The organism is Pusillimonas minor (assembly GCF_014237865.1).
Lineage (GTDB): Bacteria > Pseudomonadota > Gammaproteobacteria > Burkholderiales > Burkholderiaceae_B > Neopusillimonas > Neopusillimonas minor.
The window spans coordinates 69,425-84,381 of the sequence record NZ_JACJUU010000003.1 but is presented as its reverse complement, the minus strand read 5'-3'; the positions used below and the strand labels follow the sequence as shown (position 1 = coordinate 84,381).

Below are 14,957 nucleotides of genomic sequence, written 5' to 3'. Positions count from 1 at the left end.
AAACAACGCGCCCCAGTACACTTCGGCTAAAGTAGGCAAACAACCGGGGCGGGCTAGTCTCGGCTAAGGCTACCAAACGAACGGGCCGGCCAAGACAGCCCGACGATCAGCTCAAGCCTAGCCGGCTAGAACTGCTCGCCTTCGCGCAGATACCGCCATTTACCCGGGGGCAAGTCGCCCAACACAATGCGCCCCATACGTACACGCTTCAGGCCTACAACTTTAAGCCCCACCTGTTCGCACATACGACGAATTTGGCGTTTCTTGCCTTCCCACAAAATAAACCGCAACTGGTCTTCGTTTTGCCACGAAACTTCGGCGGGCTTAAGGGTTTGACCGTCGAGGCTGAGCCCGTGGTTAAGCAACTTGAGCCCGTTGCTGCCGATTTTCCCTTCGACCCGAACCAGATATTCTTTTTCGATGTCGGAATGCTCGTCGATGAGCTGACGCGCAATGCGCCCGTCTTGGGTTAATACCAGCAGTCCTTGCGAATCGATGTCGAGGCGACCTGCCGGCGCCAAGCCGCGAAGATGGCTACGATCGAACCAGATCGTCGACTTTTCGGGCCGATACTGGGTCTTTTCTGAAATAAGCGTGGCTGCCGGCCGGTAGCCGCTTTCGGCCTGCCCCGACACATAGCCCACCGGTTTGTTCAGCAAGATGGTAACCCGTGCGGTTTGACGCTTTTGGGCCTGGCGATCGAGAGTGATTTTTTGATGCGGGTAAGCCTTGCTGCCCAGTTCGGACACCACAACGCCATCGACACGGACCCAGCCACGCTCGATATAGCTGTCGGCCTCGCGGCGCGAGCACAAGCCTTGCTCGGCCATAAGCTTTGAAATTCTGATTTTTTCCATAGCCGCCATTGTATGCATTCCGAATGCTGCACGGTTGCCGGCCGACCATTGCAGCGCGTGGGCGTTGTATGGCTGCGTCAAAAAACACGAACCTCGCCTGGCCGGCAAGGCACAGCAGATGAAATGCCGCAAGGAGTCATTGACGAATGACGGCTAATGGCCAGCGAATGGCCTCAAAACTAGTGCGCCAGAATTTTCGATAGAAAATGACGGGCACGTTCGGAACGGGCCTCCGGGTTGTCGAAAAATTCCAGTTTCGGGCAGTCTTCGACAATCTGGCCTTGGTCCATGAAGACAACGCGGTCGGCTACCTTGCGCGCAAAGCCCATTTCGTGCGTTACCACCATCATGGTCATGCCTTCTTTAGCCAGATCCACCATGACATCCAATACCTCATTGACCATTTCAGGGTCGAGCGCCGAGGTGGGTTCGTCGAACAACATGGCAATCGGGTCCATGGCCAGTGCGCGCGCAATAGCAACCCGCTGCTGCTGCCCGCCCGATAACTGGCCCGGAAACTTGTGCATGTGATCGGCCAACCCCACACGCGTCAAGAGCGCCTTGCCGCGGTCGGCGGCTTCGGTTTCAGAGCGCCCAAGCACCTTGACCTGGGCAAGCGTAAGGTTACGCATGACCGACAAATGGGGGAAGAGCTCGAAATGCTGAAACACCATACCAATACGCGACCGCAACTTGGGCAGATTGGTGCCCGGCGCGCCGACCGAAATACCGTCTACCCAAACCTCGCCCTGCTGAAAGGGTTCGAGCCCGTTGGCGGTTTTAATAAGCGTGGACTTACCCGACCCTGATGGGCCGCACACAACAACGACCTCGCCGCGACTGACTTGCGTAGTGCAGTCTTTAAGCACCTGAAAGTCGCCATACCACTTGCTTACATTTTTGAATTCGATCATGCAAAACTTACCGGATCAGCGCACCACGGCGGTTCGCAGCTGAAGCCGTCGAACCAGACGTGATGCCACATAAGAAATAACGAAATAGACAACTGCCGCGAAAATGAACATTTCGACCAAGCGGCCGTCACGTTGCGCCACGATATTGGCAGCACCCAGGAAATCGGTTAACGACAGCACATACACGAGCGAGGTGTCTTGAAACAGCACAATGACCTGAGTGAGCAATACCGGTGTCATGTTGCGAAACGCCTGCGGCAACACAATGGTGCGCATCACGCCGAAATAATTCAGGCCCAGCGCGTAGCCGGCGTCGAACTGGCCTCGGGGCACAGACTGAATGCCGGCGCGCATGATTTCGCAAAAATACGCGGCTTCGAAGAGCGTAAAGGTAATGAGCGCCGAGGTAAAGCCACCTACGGGCACAGGCGCCCCGGCGCCGGTTAGCCACCCCATAATGTAGGGCACCAGAAAATAAAACCAGAAAATAATAAGAATGAGCGGCAATGCCCTGAAAACATTGACATAACCGCCGGCCAGCGCCGATACCCAGCGACGCGAAGACAGGCGCATTAGCGCCAGTATCGTACCCAGCGCCAGCGCCAGCACCGTCGACAAAACCGTTAGCTTGAGCGTAAAAACCAGCCCCGTACCCAGCAAATAGGGCAAGGCATCGATAATGACGGCGAAATCGAAATTACCCATGGCTGCCCTACTTTGCCGTGCCCATGAAACCCGGCACCTGCAACCATTTTTCAAGCCGCCGCATTAACACCACGATGACGATGTTGATAAGCACATACAGCACGGTTGCAGCCGCGAAAGACTCGAAAATCTGGAAACTGAACTCTTGCATTGAACGCGCCGCACCGGTGATTTCGAGCAGGCCAATGGTAAATGCCACCGAAGAGTTCTTGACCAGGTTAAGCGCTTCGGAGGTAAGCGGCGGCATGATCATGCGCACCGTGGCGGGCAGCAGCACATGGCGGTAAACCTGCGCCCGACGCAGCCCCAGGGCGGTCGCCGCCATAGCCTGCCCTGCGGGCAATGACTCGATGCCCGCACGTACCTGTTCGGCCACCCGCGCCGACGTAAACAGGCCCAGACACACCACCGCCGTCCAGAACGTACTGAGGACAGGATCGGACTGCTTGATGAAATCGCCCCAGGCCTGCGGCAAAAGCTCGGGCACCACAAAGTACCAAAGAAACATTTGCACCAGCAGCGGGATATTGCGAAAGAGCTCGACCCAGGCTCGACAGCAGGTCACAACGCCGCGACGCCCGGTTGTATTGAGCACACCCACCAAAAAACCTAACGCCAGCGCCAGCACCCAGGCTGCCACAGACACGCCCAGCGTCCAGTAAAGGCCGCGAATGAGCGTGTCGAAATAGGTGCCTGTTCCGTCGGGGGATATGTCCCAGAAGACGGACCAGTTCCAGTTGTAATTCATGCCCCGGCCTTGCGCGGGTTACTGAAGGACATAAGCGGCCGGGTCGGGCGAGTCGGTGGGGTTTTGAATAACCTTGCGTAATTCGGGGGTCATGGGCCAGTTGAGCTTGATATTGCGCGGCGGAATGGCCTGCATGAACCATTTGTCGTAAAGGGTTTCAAGGCGACCATCGCTCATCATGGCTTTTACTGCGTCGTCGACCACCTTTTTGAAAGCCGGGTCGTCTTTGGGCAGGATGATGCCGTAGGGCTCGGTGGTGTAGGCCTTTTCGCTGATCATCCAGTCTTCAGCGTTGCGCGAATTGGCCACCAGACCCGCCAACAAGATGTCATCCATGAAAAACGCCACCGCACGGCCACTGCTGACAGTAAGGAAAGCTTCGGAGTGGTCTTTGGCCGTGATAATGCGCATGCCCAGATTTTGTTCGGCGTTGGCCTGGGTTAACCAGCGCAAGTTGCTGGTACCCGCCGTAGACACCACCGTTTTGTCTTTGAAATCGGCCAAATCAGACAACCCGGAGGTTTTCAGGGCCGCAAACCGGGTGGCCGTAACGAAGGTGGTGGGTGCAAAACTAACCTGCTCTTGGCGTTGGGCGTTATTGGTCGCCGACCCGCAGGTTAAGTCGACCGTACCATTGGCTACCAGCGGAATACGTGTTGACGACGTAACCGGCACTTGCCGCACATTAAGCTGTGCAAGCCCCAGATGCTGCTTGACGGCCTCGACAATGCCATTACAGATGTCCATGGAGTACCCGACGGGCTTCTGCTGGCCGTCGAGGTAGGCAAAGGGTATGGAAGATTCGCGGTAACCCAGCGTGATTTGACCGCTTTCTTTGATTTTATCGAGGCGGCCTTGCGCATGTACTGACGACATGCCGACAACCGTAACAACGGCCGCCAAAGCAATAGACAACAATCTCATGACTTCTCCTGTAACCTGGAACATCTTTTTTAGTATGCCCGAACTTGGTCGGGATGACCTCGTGACATACCCTAGGTTTTACAGGAATTAACGCAAGATAACGCCGCGATCAACACCGCAGACCGGTTCGGCCGCGTACTGGTTTACAAGGCTTCGGGGCCGCTTTCGCCGGTACGGATACGGATGGCTTGCTCGACCGGCATGACAAAAATCTTGCCGTCGCCGATTTTGCCGGTGTGTGCCGCTTTAAGAATGGCCTCGATGGACTGCTCGACCAGGGCGTCGTCGACGACCAGGTCAATACGAATCTTGGGCAGGAAATCGACAACGTACTCGGCACCCCGATACAGCTCGGTGTGCCCTTTTTGCCGGCCAAACCCCTTGACTTCGGTAACCGTCAGGCCGCTGACGCCGATCTCGGCCAGTGCCTCGCGCACTTCGTCGAGTTTGAAGGGCTTGATGATGGCAGTGATGAGTTTCATGCGGGCTCCGGTACTTTGTTTGATATGTTTTGTGTTGGCGAACCGCCCAAACAACGCGCACTGTAAAGCCGGCGCACTGCGGGCATAACGCTAAAATTATCGCACGCTCCCTTATAATTGCGCACTATGTCAAAAAATACCCACTCCGCAAGTCAAGACCAGTTCGCCAACAAGGCCCAAGCCTGGTCCGCCCGTTTCTCCGAGCCTGTTTCCGACCTGGTCAAGCGCTACACCGCGTCTGTCGACTTCGACAAGCGCATGGCCGCATTCGACATTCAGGGTTCACTGGCCCACGCCGACATGCTTTCTGCCATAGGCATTATCAGTGCCGACGACCTGGCCGCCATACAAAAAGGTATGGCGCAGATACTGTCCGAGATCGACGCAGGCCAGTTCAACTGGTCAATCGACCTCGAAGACGTACACCTGAATATTGAAAAACGTCTGGTTGAGCTGGTGGGCGACGCAGGCAAGCGCCTGCATACTGGCCGGTCGCGCAATGACCAGGTCGCTACCGACATCCGCCTGTGGCTGCGCGCCGAAATCGACATCGCCATCGACCTGCTGCGTCAGTTGCGGCACAACCTGGCCGCCCTGGCCAAAACGCATGCCCACACTATTTTGCCCGGCTTTACGCACCTTCAGGTGGCCCAGCCGGTAACGTTTGGCCACCACTTGCTGGCCTACGCCGAAATGTTCGCCCGAGACGCCGAACGCCTGCACGATTGCCGCAAGCGTGTTAACCGTCTACCCTTGGGCGCAGCCGCGCTGGCAGGCACCACCTACCCCATCGACCGCGAGCGCGTCGCCCGCACGCTGGGGTTCGACGACATCTGCCGCAACTCGCTCGACGCCGTTTCCGACCGCGATTTCGCCATCGAGTTCTGCGCCGCCGCCGCCCTCATCATGACGCATATTTCGCGCATGTCCGAAGAGCTGATCATCTGGATGAGCCCGCGCGTCGGCTTCATCGAACTGGCCGATCGCTTCTGCACCGGCAGTTCGATCATGCCCCAAAAGAAAAACCCCGACGTCCCCGAACTGGCACGCGGTAAAACCGGTCGCGTCAACGGCAACCTGATCGGCCTGCTTACGCTCATGAAAGGCCAACCGCTGGCCTACAACAAAGACAACCAGGAAGACAAAGAAGGGTTGTTTGATTCGGCCGATACCATCCGCGATACGCTGACAATCTTTGTCGATATGGTCAGCGGCATCAAAGTCAAGCCCGATGCCATGCGTGCTGCTGCACTACAGGGCTATGCCACCGCCACCGACCTGGCCGATTACTTGGTGAAGAAAGGCGTGCCCTTCCGTGACGCCCACGAAACCGTTGCCCATGCGGTGCGCACCTGCGAAGAACAAAACTGCGACCTGGCCGACCTGAGCCTGGAGCAGTTGCGAGCCTTTAACGCATCTATCAACGAAGACGTCTTCGACGTTCTTACGCTCGAAGGTTCGGTAGCCGCGCGAAATCACGTTGGCGGCACTGCACCCCAACGGGTTCTGGAAGAAGCCGAGCGCGTGCTTAAAGACACCGCGGCAGCGTAAGTCGGCCGCATCACAATCTGCAACGTTAAAAATCTGCAGCGTTAATAACCTGCAGTGTTAAAAAAGGGGCCCTCGGGCCCCTTTTTATTCGAACACGGCAATAGATTCGACGTGCCCGGTATGGGGGAACATATTGATGGCACCGGCGGCCAGCATGCGGTACCCGCCTTCGTTGACCAGAATACCAGCGTCACGCGCCAATGTAGCCGGGTTGCACGACACATAAACAATGCGTTTGGGGCGCTCGCCCGGCGCCAGCGCCGACAATGCTCTGGCCACGGCCTCGGCGCCATCGCGTGGCGGGTCGATCAGCATGCGGTCAAAGTACGCCAGGTCGCGCAACCAGGCCACATCAACCTCAAACAAGTTAAGTACGGCAAAGTCAGTGGTGTCGGCCAGGCCATTGGCAGCCGCCGCTTCGCGGGCACGATCAATCAAGGCTTTACTGCCCTCGATACCCACAACTTCGCGGGCCCGTGTCGCCAGGGGCAACGTAAAGTTACCCAGGCCACAGAACAAATCGGCAACGCGATCGTTGGGTTGCACGTCGAGCAACGACAGTGCCCGGGCAATCAGGGTTTGGTTGATGGCGTGATTGACCTGGGTAAAGTCGCTGGGGCGATACGCCATGCGCAGGCCAAATTGCGGCAACACATACGCCAGACGATCGGCATCTTCAGGCAACATGGGTTGAACGGTTTCCGGCCCTTTCGGTTGCAGCCACCAACTGACATTATGGGTTTGCGCAAAAGCCGTCAACAAGGCCTGGTCGGCCGCAGTTAACGGTTCCATATGGCGCAACAGCAGTGCCGTGGTTTCGTCGCCCACGGCAACCTCTATTTGGGGGATGGCCTTGGGGATACTGAGCTGCCCGATTAATTCGCGCAACGGCACAAGCATGGCCGATACATGGGGCGGCAGCACCAGGCACTCGGTCATGTCGGCCACATAAGCGCCCCGCTTTTCGCGGAAGCCAACCAGCACCCCGCCCTTTTTGTGCACCAGCCTGACCGACAACCGGGCACGATAACGATACCCCCAAACGGGCCCGTGCATAGGCGGCAAAATACGGTGCGGGTTTACTTTGCCAATATGCCATAGCGCGTCTTCAAGCGCGCGTTGCTTGACGGCGACCTGCGCAGCGGGCTCGAGGTGCTGCATGGCACAGCCCCCACATACCCCGAAATTGGGACACTTGGGGGTTACACGCTGTGAGGATGACCGCAAAACCCGCTCGGTACGTGCGGTGTCGAACGACGGCTTGCGGCGGACAATGTTGGCCGCCACTTGCTCGCCGGGCAGGGCCCCCTCAACGAACACAACTTTGCCTTCGTGGCGGGCGACACCCCGGGCTTCGAGGTCGAGCGACTGAATATCAAGGACTAATTCGGACATGGGCGGTTAGCGTGTGCAAAAAACGATCAGGGCCGAATTTTGACACTCTAACGCCCATAAGTCGAATCAGGATGCCGGGCCTCGCTGCATGCGCTGGCCCAGGCGCTCTTGTTTAAGCTGGGCGCGCTCGGCCAGCAAGGTCGACACTTTCTGGCGTTGCGCATCGTCAAGCGCATCCCAAACCGCCAGCCATTTGTCGGTAATGGTGGTGCGCGCCTGCATCATTTGCGCCTGCCGGTCGGCCATGGCTTTAACCTGAGCGCGCGGATCGGCCTTACCCGCCTTGAGTGCGTCGAGCTGGGCAGTGCGCTGCGCCTGCATGTCGGTACGATGCGCCGACCAGGCTGCTTTTTGTGCGTCGCGCGCTTCACTGACCAGTGCTTTCTGGGCGTCAGTCAATGCTAGCGTGTCGAGCTGCTGCTGGCTGATAACGCCGTATCCGGGAACCACCATGCCGCTTTGCGCGTGGGCCATACGATTACCCTTGCGATCGTGATGATAGTGTCCGCGCTTTCCTTCAGCGGCGACAGGCGCCTGATCGCCGGCCGGTGGCGCGGCCAGAACGGGTGCGTGTAACGCAACGCTTGCAACGACAGCCGCCAAAGCGGATGCAACAACAGAAGATTGACGTGCCATGATGAAGTTCACCTGTAGTGATTAAGGAAGCTTCATTGTCAGGCGAAGTACGTTTCGGGCTTGTTTCGGCCACAGGTGAAAATCTTTCAACCGGTTTCAGAGACAAGGCGACGCCGAACTTGAACGAACGGCATGACCTGCGGTTTGGCGTGGCGCCTTAATGAAACGACTCAGCCGCCGGCTTCGGCGTCCCAGGCGGCGAGATATTCGCGCCAATGGGGGGCTTCGGATGCTGCAAGCGTTTGACGGACGAGATCGACTTCGTTCTGGTAGGCGACCGGATCGAGCTCGCCTTTAAGCAATCGAAAACGACAATACACCAACCAGGTGTTGACCACATCGGTTTCGCAATAGGCACGCACTTCTTCTTGCTGGCCCGACGCCCAGGCGCGCCACACCTGGCTGCCATCCATACCCAGCTTGCCCGGAAACCCGCACAGCTTGGCCAGCTCGTCGAGCGGTGCGTTGGCACGGCCGTTGTATTTGGCCAGCAGATCCATCAGGTCGATATGACGGTTGTGATAGCGACTGATGTAGTTGTTGTACTTGAAGTCGCGATCATCTTCGCCGGTATCCCAATAGCGCGGCGCAGGCACGGCATGAATAAGACTGCGGTAATGCAGTACCGGCAGGTCGAACCCTGAACCGTTCCAGCTGACCAGGCGTGGGGTGTAGTGATCGATGGTTTTGAAGAAACCCGCAATCAGTGCAGCCTCGGGGTCGTCGGGTTTGCCCAGGGTTTTGACGCGAAAGCCCTGGGCATCACGAAACACGCAACCTACAACGGCAATTTTTTGCAGGTGCAAAGGTAAAAAATCGGTTCCGTGCGATTGCATGCGGGCCGCTTGCGCGGCCTCGACCACCTGAACGTCGGTCAGGTCGCTACCCCACCCATTCAGGCGGCGCAACCCGTCAACGTCTGGGATGGTTTCGAGGTCGAAAACCAGGGTCGGCGTCATCGGGACGGCAAATAAGCCAAGGGGTTTACCGGCGTGCCACTGCGACGGATTTCGAAGTGCAGCCTGGGCGATGTGGTGTCGGTTTGCCCGATTTCGGCAATTTTTACACCTTTGCTGACTTCTTGGCCGGTTTTAACGAGCAACTTGTGGTTATGGGCATAAGCCGTAATAAAACCGTTTGAATGACCGATGAGAATCAGGTTGCCCAAACCACGCACGCCATTTCCGGCATACATGACCTTGCCCGATGCAGCAGCGGTAACCGGATCACCCACTTTGCCTTCGATATCGATGCCTTTGGTGTTGGCCGTAAACCCCTGAATGATTTTGCCATTGGCAGGCCAACCCCACGACACCAAGGCCGCATCGCTGGCGCGCGACGGCGTAGCCGATGATGTGTCGGCGGGAGCCTTGGCAGGCGTTGCCGGCGCAGACGCCGGAGCAGGCGCGCTGGCCATATCGGCGTTACCAGTTAGACGCAACGTTTGCCCAACCCGCAACTGGCTGGGGTCGCTGATATTGTTAAGCCGAATAAGTGTATTGACATCGACATTGTAGGTTTGCGCTATTTTGTATAGCGTATCGCCCGGGCGCACCACATAAATGCCGCCTGCCGCAGCCACCGAACCGCCGCCACTGGACATATCGCTGACGGGCGCCTGCGTTTTACGCGACGCACAACCGGCCAGCACCACCATAAGCAGCACACCAGCAAGGCGTAAGCCCCTGGAATAACGGACGGACGCGTGCGATTGAGGCCGAGCAGAAGCGCCAGACGTAAACGACTCTGCGTACATAAGAAATCTCCCTTACAACTGTGTTCCCGCGCGAAGCGGAACAAAACGAACTGATTCTAGGTCTTGCCGGGCGAAACTGGACGGGCCCGTACGTTCGACCAAAATAAGCCGTTGGTTCGATGTGCCTTCGGGCGCAATAAGACGCCCGCCAATAGACAGCTGATCGAGCAACGCCTGCGGAATTTTGATGCCGGCCGCCGCAACCAGAATGGCATCGAAAGGCGCCGACGTCGGCAAACCGAGCATACCATCACCAAACGACAACCGGACCCGCGTGGACAGCTTGAGTGCTCGCAGGTGCTCGCGAGCCAGGTCATACAGCCCGCGGATACGCTCGATAGCGTAGACATCGCGAACCAGTTGAGCCAGCACCGCAGCCTGGTAGCCACAGCCCGCACCGACTTCGAGCACCCGCGATGGCACGCGGTTTTCGCAAACCACGGAAATCATGCGCGCCACCACCCAGGGTTGGGAAATGGTCTGGCCATAGCCGATGGGCAAAGCCGCATCTTCGTATGCCCGGCTGGCCAAGCCTTCGTCAACAAACAAATGCCGGGGCACCGCCAGCATGGCCCCGAGCACACGCTCGTCGGTAATACCTTGGGTACGCAGACGCTGCACCATTTGCGCCCGAAGACGATCGGAATTAAGGCCCAAATTGGCCTGAATGCGGTCAACCCCGGGGACAGGCAACGACGTAGCGGCACTGGTTACGACCGGCTTGCGCGCAGTCAGGCCCGGCGCGCTGACGCGGGCGTTGCTGTTGCTGACCGTTAGGCCATGCCCCAGACTGGAGCGGCCAAACCGGTTGACCGTACCAGTGCCAAACGGCGACCGGGTTACGGGTTTTCGCATAGCGGGCCAGCCCACCGCGTAACGGCGTCGAGCTGCTCGTGATAGGTGAGGTCGAGCCTGAGCGGCGTGACCGACACGTAGTTTTCTTCGATGGCGGCAAAGTCGGTATTGGCGCCTGCGTCGAATACATTGCCAACGGGGCCGATCCAGTAGACAGGCTCGCCATAAGGGGTTGCGCTTTTAATGACGGGCTCGGACGGATGGCGCTTGCCCAGGCGCGTGACCCGAGTGCCGGCCAATTGGGAAGATGGCACCGCCGGAATATTGACGTTAAGCAAAACCTTGCTGTCGAGTGGCTGAGCGATATGATGCTCGACGACCTGGCGCGCCACGCGTGCCGCATTATCGAGATGCTTCCAGCCCCGTTCGACCAGGGAAAATGCTATGGATGGAATACCGAACAGGTAGCCTTCGGTGGCCGCCGCAACCGTACCCGAATACAAGGTGTCGTCGCCCAGATTGGCGCCGTTGTTAATGCCCGAAACGACGAGGTCGGGGCGGAAATCGAGCAAGCCCGTTAAGGCAATGTGCACGCAATCGGAGGGCGTGCCATTAACATAAAAAAAGCCATTTGAAGCCTGTCGAACCGATAACGGACGATTGAGCGTAAGGGAGTTTGAAGAGCCGCTGCAATTGGTTTCGGGTGCAACAACCGTGATATCGCCCAGACCACGCAAAGCTTCGGTCAACGCCTCGATACCTGCTGCGTTGTAACCATCGTCGTTGGACACTAATATGCGCATTACGCTTCCATTTTGCTCGTATGAATGTGGCCAATTGTACCCGCTCGAAAACGACATGGGTGGGCCACACAGGGTAGAATTGCCGCGCCTTGATTTTTAGTAAACGGAGTTGCCCCTGTCATGACTGTAATGATCGCCCTGGCTGTCAGCCTGCTTATTATCGCCGGCGCCTACGTGCTGGGCTCCATCCCGTTCGCGGTTGTCGTCAGCCGGCTCATGGGCCTGCAAGATCCCCGCACATTCGGCTCGAAAAACCCCGGCGCTACCAACGTATTGCGCACCGGCAACAAGAAAGCCGCTTTGCTGACGCTGGTGGGCGACGCGCTGAAGGGCTGGGCTGCCGTCTGGCTGGCCAAAATGCTGGTATCGGGTTTTGCACTGGATACCTGGGTTGTTGCGGCGGCCGCAGTGGCAGTATTCCTGGGCCATCTTTACCCGGTATTTCTGGGCTTTAAGGGCGGCAAAGGCGTGGCAACGGCACTGGGCGTTTTGCTGGGTCTGCAGCCCTTGCTGGCGCTGGCTACGGTGGCCACTTGGCTGATTGTGGCTTATGCCAGCAAGTATTCGTCGCTGGCTGCCATTATGGCCGCCATTTTTGCGCCGCTGTATTACCTGTTTGGCGGCAATATTGCCTGGCGACTTGAACCCGGCATCGCCTTCGCCATCGTGGTCATCAGCGTCATGCTGTGCTTTCGCCACAGCGCCAATATCAGCCGCCTGATGAAAGGTACCGAACCACGCATCGGCGCTTCAAAACAAAAAAACAAAACCTGAACAACGCGCGGCTTTTAATGCCGCGTGCCCCTGGGGCTGCCACTGAAGGGCACTACAGGCAGACTACGTCTAAATATCGTGCAACCCCCAACGCGGCCTGACGGTAAACGCATGAGACGAAGTCGATAAATCGACCAGACCGGCATTTACCCGCTGTGCGGCCGCAAACGCAATCATGGCGCCATTATCGGTACATAACGATAACGGCGGGAAAAACACCTCGCCGCCACGACGCGCCATTTCGGTTTCCAGATGCTGTCGCAAGTGCCGGTTGGCGCCCACGCCACCGGCGACCACCAGGCGCTTTAGCCCGGTCTGTTTCATGGCCTTCAGCGATTTGGCGGCCAGCACATCGACAATGGCGGCCTCGGTGGCCGCTGCCAGGTTGGCCTTGGCCGTTTCGAACGCCGCTCCGCCGTTAACATCAAACGACTTCATTCGGGTCAGCACGGCAGTTTTCAAACCACTGAAGCTGAAATCGAGATCGCCGCTATGCAGCATGGGGCGCGGCAAATCGTAAACAGTAGGGTCGCCTTGTTCGGCCAGCTTCGACAGAGCCGGCCCACCCGGGTATCCCAGGCCCATTAATTTGGCAGACTTGTCGAATGCCTCCCCGGCCGCGTCATCGAGTGTTTCGCCCAACAAGGCATAGCGCCCTACCCCGTCAACCCGCATAAGCTGGGTATGCCCGCCAGAAACCAGCAGGGCCACAAAAGGAAAAGCAGGCGTGGGGTTGGCCAGCAACGGCGACAACAAGTGCCCCTCGAGGTGATGCACCGGAATAGCCGGACGGCCCAACGACCAGGCGATGGACTGCGCCACACTGGCGCCCACCAACAAGGCGCCGGCCAACCCCGGGCCTGCGGTATAGGCTACGGCGTCGACATCGGCCAGCTGCATGCCGGCCGCCGCCAGCGTTTCGGCGGTTAATGGCAGCACCCGCTGGATGTGATCGCGCGATGCCAGTTCGGGCACCACCCCGCCGTACTCTTGGTGCATTTTGACTTGACTGTGCAACGCATGCGACAACAAGCCGCGTTCGGTACATACCAACGCGACACCGGTCTCGTCGCAGGAACTTTCATAACCAAGAATAATCATGTGGGCACAATGTCGGACAAAATCGCTGGAAACCTAATAAATATGCGGGTAATTACGGTCTGAAATTAATACTGCACAGGGAAAATACGGCTTAGAATTGCACCGTCGTACTACCTAATATTCAAACTTGAAATAATTCATTGCCTAGGGAGGGCGCTGTATGCTTGAAAACCTGTTTAAGCTGCAAGAACACGGTACCAACGTACGCACCGAGATTTTAGCGGGTGTGACGACGTTTCTTACGATGGCCTACATTATCTTTGTAAACCCGGCCATTCTGTCGACCACCGGCATGGATAGCGGCGCCATTTTTGTCGCTACCTGCCTGGCTGCAGCCATTGGTACATTAATTATGGCATTTGTGGCCAACTGGCCTGTTGGTATGGCACCGGGCATGGGGCTAAACGCCTTCTTCGCCTTTACGGTTGTCGGCGCCATGGGCTATTCGTGGCAACAAGCGCTGGGTGCGGTGTTCATTTCAGGGATCATCTTCCTGATTCTTACCGTCACCGGCGTACGTACCTGGATTGTCGAAGGCATCCCCAAGTCGCTGCGCTCGGCTATTGTGGCCGGTATTGGCCTTTTCTTGGCCATCATCGCCCTGAAGAGCTCTGGCGTTGTTGTCGGTAACGAAGCCACGCTGGTTGCACTGGGCGATTTGACAGCCCCGTCTACCCTTTACGCCATCCTGGGCTTGTTCATCATTGCCGCCCTCGACGCCCTCAAGGTACGTGGCGCCATCCTGATCGGCATCCTGGCCATCACCATCCTGTCCATCATCATGGGCCACCAGCAGTTTGGCGGCGTATTCTCGGCACCACCAAGCCTGGCACCTACCTTCATGCAACTCGACGTCATGGGCGCATTAAGCTTTGGCTTTGTCCACGTCATTCTGGTTCTGGTCCTGGTCGAAGTCTTCGACGCCACCGGCACCATGATCGGTGTTGCCAAGCGGGCCAACCTGATGCCTGAAGGCAAGCCCAACCGCCTGGGTCGCGCCCTGTTTGCCGACAGTACCGCCATTGTTGCAGGTTCTATGCTCGGTACCAGCAGCACCACCGCCTACATCGAAAGCACCTCGGGTGTACAGGCCGGCGGCCGTACCGGTCTTACCGCCCTGACCGTTGCCGTGTTGTTTGTACTGGCCCTGTTCCTGGCCCCATTGGCCGGCTCGGTACCTGCTTACGCTACCGCACCCGCCCTGCTTTACGTGGCTGGCCTGATGCTGCGCGAAGTCGCCGAAATCGACTGGCACGATGCCACCGAAGCTACTCCGGCCGCACTGACCGCAGTCGCCATGCCGTTCACGTACTCTATTGCCAACGGCCTGGCCTTCGGCTTCATCAGCTACGTCGTACTTAAAATCATCACCGGCCGTATCAAGCAAATCCACCCCGCCACTTTCATTGTGGGTGTGTTGTTTGTTATTAAGTACGCCTACTTCGGCGGGCACTAAGGCCAACGTGCAATAAAAAACATAAACCAGTACACTGGTAATCACTAGCAAAACTCACAA

16 protein-coding genes are annotated in these 14,957 nt (G+C 57.8%); 3 read left to right on the top strand and 13 right to left on the bottom strand.

All coding sequences use genetic code 11. The annotated features are described in order from the left end of the window. Positions 1-125 precede the first annotated feature (125 nt). The 6 genes from GTU67_RS05410 to GTU67_RS05385 all read right to left on the bottom strand — a co-directional run bounded on the left by GTU67_RS05410 (position 126) and on the right by GTU67_RS05385 (position 4,630). Complete coding sequence (locus GTU67_RS05410; RefSeq protein WP_185779093.1) at positions 126-857, bottom strand: pseudouridine synthase; 732 nt, start codon at positions 855-857, stop codon at positions 126-128. Between the two features lie 179 nt (positions 858-1,036). Then, a complete protein-coding gene (locus GTU67_RS05405) occupies positions 1,037-1,771 on the bottom strand; it encodes an amino acid ABC transporter ATP-binding protein (RefSeq protein WP_185779092.1) in 735 nt (244 codons plus the stop codon). A gap of 15 nt (positions 1,772-1,786) precedes the next feature. Next, positions 1,787-2,476 (bottom strand): amino acid ABC transporter permease, encoded by a 690-nt coding sequence (locus GTU67_RS05400; protein WP_185779091.1) that lies wholly within the window; start codon positions 2,474-2,476, stop codon positions 1,787-1,789. Between the two features lie 7 nt (positions 2,477-2,483). Further along, the gene (locus tag GTU67_RS05395; protein WP_185779090.1) at positions 2,484-3,224 is read right to left on the bottom strand and encodes an amino acid ABC transporter permease; all 741 of its coding nucleotides are present in this window, start codon (positions 3,222-3,224) and stop codon (positions 2,484-2,486) included. Positions 3,225-3,242: 18 nt separating this feature from the next. Then, entirely contained in the window at positions 3,243-4,148 is a 906-nt protein-coding gene (locus GTU67_RS05390; RefSeq protein ID WP_185779089.1) for an amino acid ABC transporter substrate-binding protein, read from the bottom strand. 143 nt (positions 4,149-4,291) lie between these two features. Further along, positions 4,292-4,630 carry a P-II family nitrogen regulator gene (locus GTU67_RS05385; protein WP_093970236.1) on the bottom strand — a complete coding sequence of 113 codons (339 nt, stop codon included), beginning with the start codon at positions 4,628-4,630 and terminating at the stop codon, positions 4,292-4,294. A 126-nt stretch (positions 4,631-4,756) separates the two neighbouring features. Here GTU67_RS05385 and argH point away from each other — a divergent pair, with 126 nt between their 5' ends. Further along, the gene (gene argH / locus GTU67_RS05380; RefSeq protein ID WP_185779088.1) at positions 4,757-6,181 is read left to right on the top strand and encodes an argininosuccinate lyase; all 1,425 of its coding nucleotides are present in this window, start codon (positions 4,757-4,759) and stop codon (positions 6,179-6,181) included. A gap of 84 nt (positions 6,182-6,265) precedes the next feature. On the opposite strand, the gene rlmD is transcribed toward argH, so the two are convergent. From rlmD to surE, 6 genes are all read right to left on the bottom strand, one after another. Then, positions 6,266-7,576, bottom strand: a complete 1,311-nt coding sequence (gene rlmD, locus GTU67_RS05375) for a 23S rRNA (uracil(1939)-C(5))-methyltransferase RlmD (protein ID WP_185779087.1) — start codon at positions 7,574-7,576, stop codon at positions 6,266-6,268. A 66-nt stretch (positions 7,577-7,642) separates the two neighbouring features. After that, the gene (locus GTU67_RS05370) at positions 7,643-8,212 is read right to left on the bottom strand and encodes a Spy/CpxP family protein refolding chaperone (protein ID WP_185779086.1); all 570 of its coding nucleotides are present in this window, start codon (positions 8,210-8,212) and stop codon (positions 7,643-7,645) included. A 170-nt stretch (positions 8,213-8,382) separates the two neighbouring features. Next, positions 8,383-9,171 carry a 3'-5' exonuclease gene (locus GTU67_RS05365; RefSeq protein ID WP_185779085.1) on the bottom strand — a complete coding sequence of 263 codons (789 nt, stop codon included), beginning with the start codon at positions 9,169-9,171 and terminating at the stop codon, positions 8,383-8,385. After that, complete coding sequence (locus tag GTU67_RS05360; protein WP_185779084.1) at positions 9,168-9,968, bottom strand: peptidoglycan DD-metalloendopeptidase family protein; 801 nt, start codon at positions 9,966-9,968, stop codon at positions 9,168-9,170. The genes GTU67_RS05365 and GTU67_RS05360 overlap by 4 nt, the downstream gene beginning before the upstream one ends. 12 nt (positions 9,969-9,980) lie before the next feature. Next, a complete protein-coding gene (locus GTU67_RS05355) occupies positions 9,981-10,823 on the bottom strand; it encodes a protein-L-isoaspartate(D-aspartate) O-methyltransferase (protein ID WP_185779083.1) in 843 nt (280 codons plus the stop codon). Further along, the gene (gene surE / locus GTU67_RS05350) at positions 10,808-11,566 is read right to left on the bottom strand and encodes a 5'/3'-nucleotidase SurE (protein WP_185779082.1); all 759 of its coding nucleotides are present in this window, start codon (positions 11,564-11,566) and stop codon (positions 10,808-10,810) included. Before surE ends, GTU67_RS05355 begins: the two co-directional genes overlap by 16 nt. Positions 11,567-11,686: 120 nt before the next feature. Here surE and plsY point away from each other — a divergent pair, with 120 nt between their 5' ends. Then, a complete protein-coding gene (gene plsY / locus GTU67_RS05345) occupies positions 11,687-12,340 on the top strand; it encodes a glycerol-3-phosphate 1-O-acyltransferase PlsY (protein ID WP_185779081.1) in 654 nt (217 codons plus the stop codon). Positions 12,341-12,409: 69 nt separating this feature from the next. Here the strand turns inward: plsY and tsaD are convergent, their stop codons facing one another. Next, positions 12,410-13,441 (bottom strand): tRNA (adenosine(37)-N6)-threonylcarbamoyltransferase complex transferase subunit TsaD, encoded by a 1,032-nt coding sequence (gene tsaD / locus GTU67_RS05340; protein WP_185779080.1) that lies wholly within the window; start codon positions 13,439-13,441, stop codon positions 12,410-12,412. A gap of 160 nt (positions 13,442-13,601) precedes the next feature. Between tsaD and GTU67_RS05335 the strand changes: the two genes are divergently transcribed. Further along, positions 13,602-14,897: an NCS2 family permease gene (locus GTU67_RS05335; RefSeq protein WP_185779079.1), complete on the top strand. Its 1,296-nt coding sequence runs from the start codon at positions 13,602-13,604 to the stop codon at positions 14,895-14,897. Positions 14,898-14,957 lie beyond the last annotated feature (60 nt).

What these genes read in the sequence shown, in the direction of transcription:
- GTU67_RS05410 (WP_185779093.1), bottom strand. Translation starts at nt 857, where the DNA reads ATGGAAAAAATCAGAATTTCAAAGCTTATGGCCGAGCAAGGCTTGTGC.
- GTU67_RS05405 (WP_185779092.1), bottom strand. Translation starts at nt 1,771, where the DNA reads ATGATCGAATTCAAAAATGTAAGCAAGTGGTATGGCGACTTTCAGGTG.
- GTU67_RS05400 (WP_185779091.1), bottom strand. Translation starts at nt 2,476, where the DNA reads ATGGGTAATTTCGATTTCGCCGTCATTATCGATGCCTTGCCCTATTTG.
- GTU67_RS05395 (WP_185779090.1), bottom strand. Translation starts at nt 3,224, where the DNA reads ATGAATTACAACTGGAACTGGTCCGTCTTCTGGGACATATCCCCCGAC.
- GTU67_RS05390 (WP_185779089.1), bottom strand. Translation starts at nt 4,148, where the DNA reads ATGAGATTGTTGTCTATTGCTTTGGCGGCCGTTGTTACGGTTGTCGGC.
- GTU67_RS05385 (WP_093970236.1), bottom strand. Translation starts at nt 4,630, where the DNA reads ATGAAACTCATCACTGCCATCATCAAGCCCTTCAAACTCGACGAAGTG.
- argH (WP_185779088.1), top strand. Translation starts at nt 4,757, where the DNA reads ATGTCAAAAAATACCCACTCCGCAAGTCAAGACCAGTTCGCCAACAAG.
- rlmD (WP_185779087.1), bottom strand. Translation starts at nt 7,576, where the DNA reads ATGTCCGAATTAGTCCTTGATATTCAGTCGCTCGACCTCGAAGCCCGG.
- GTU67_RS05370 (WP_185779086.1), bottom strand. Translation starts at nt 8,212, where the DNA reads ATGGCACGTCAATCTTCTGTTGTTGCATCCGCTTTGGCGGCTGTCGTT.
- GTU67_RS05365 (WP_185779085.1), bottom strand. Translation starts at nt 9,171, where the DNA reads ATGACGCCGACCCTGGTTTTCGACCTCGAAACCATCCCAGACGTTGAC.
- GTU67_RS05360 (WP_185779084.1), bottom strand. Translation starts at nt 9,968, where the DNA reads ATGTACGCAGAGTCGTTTACGTCTGGCGCTTCTGCTCGGCCTCAATCG.
- GTU67_RS05355 (WP_185779083.1), bottom strand. Translation starts at nt 10,823, where the DNA reads ATGCGAAAACCCGTAACCCGGTCGCCGTTTGGCACTGGTACGGTCAAC.
- surE (WP_185779082.1), bottom strand. Translation starts at nt 11,566, where the DNA reads ATGCGCATATTAGTGTCCAACGACGATGGTTACAACGCAGCAGGTATC.
- plsY (WP_185779081.1), top strand. Translation starts at nt 11,687, where the DNA reads ATGACTGTAATGATCGCCCTGGCTGTCAGCCTGCTTATTATCGCCGGC.
- tsaD (WP_185779080.1), bottom strand. Translation starts at nt 13,441, where the DNA reads ATGATTATTCTTGGTTATGAAAGTTCCTGCGACGAGACCGGTGTCGCG.
- GTU67_RS05335 (WP_185779079.1), top strand. Translation starts at nt 13,602, where the DNA reads ATGCTTGAAAACCTGTTTAAGCTGCAAGAACACGGTACCAACGTACGC.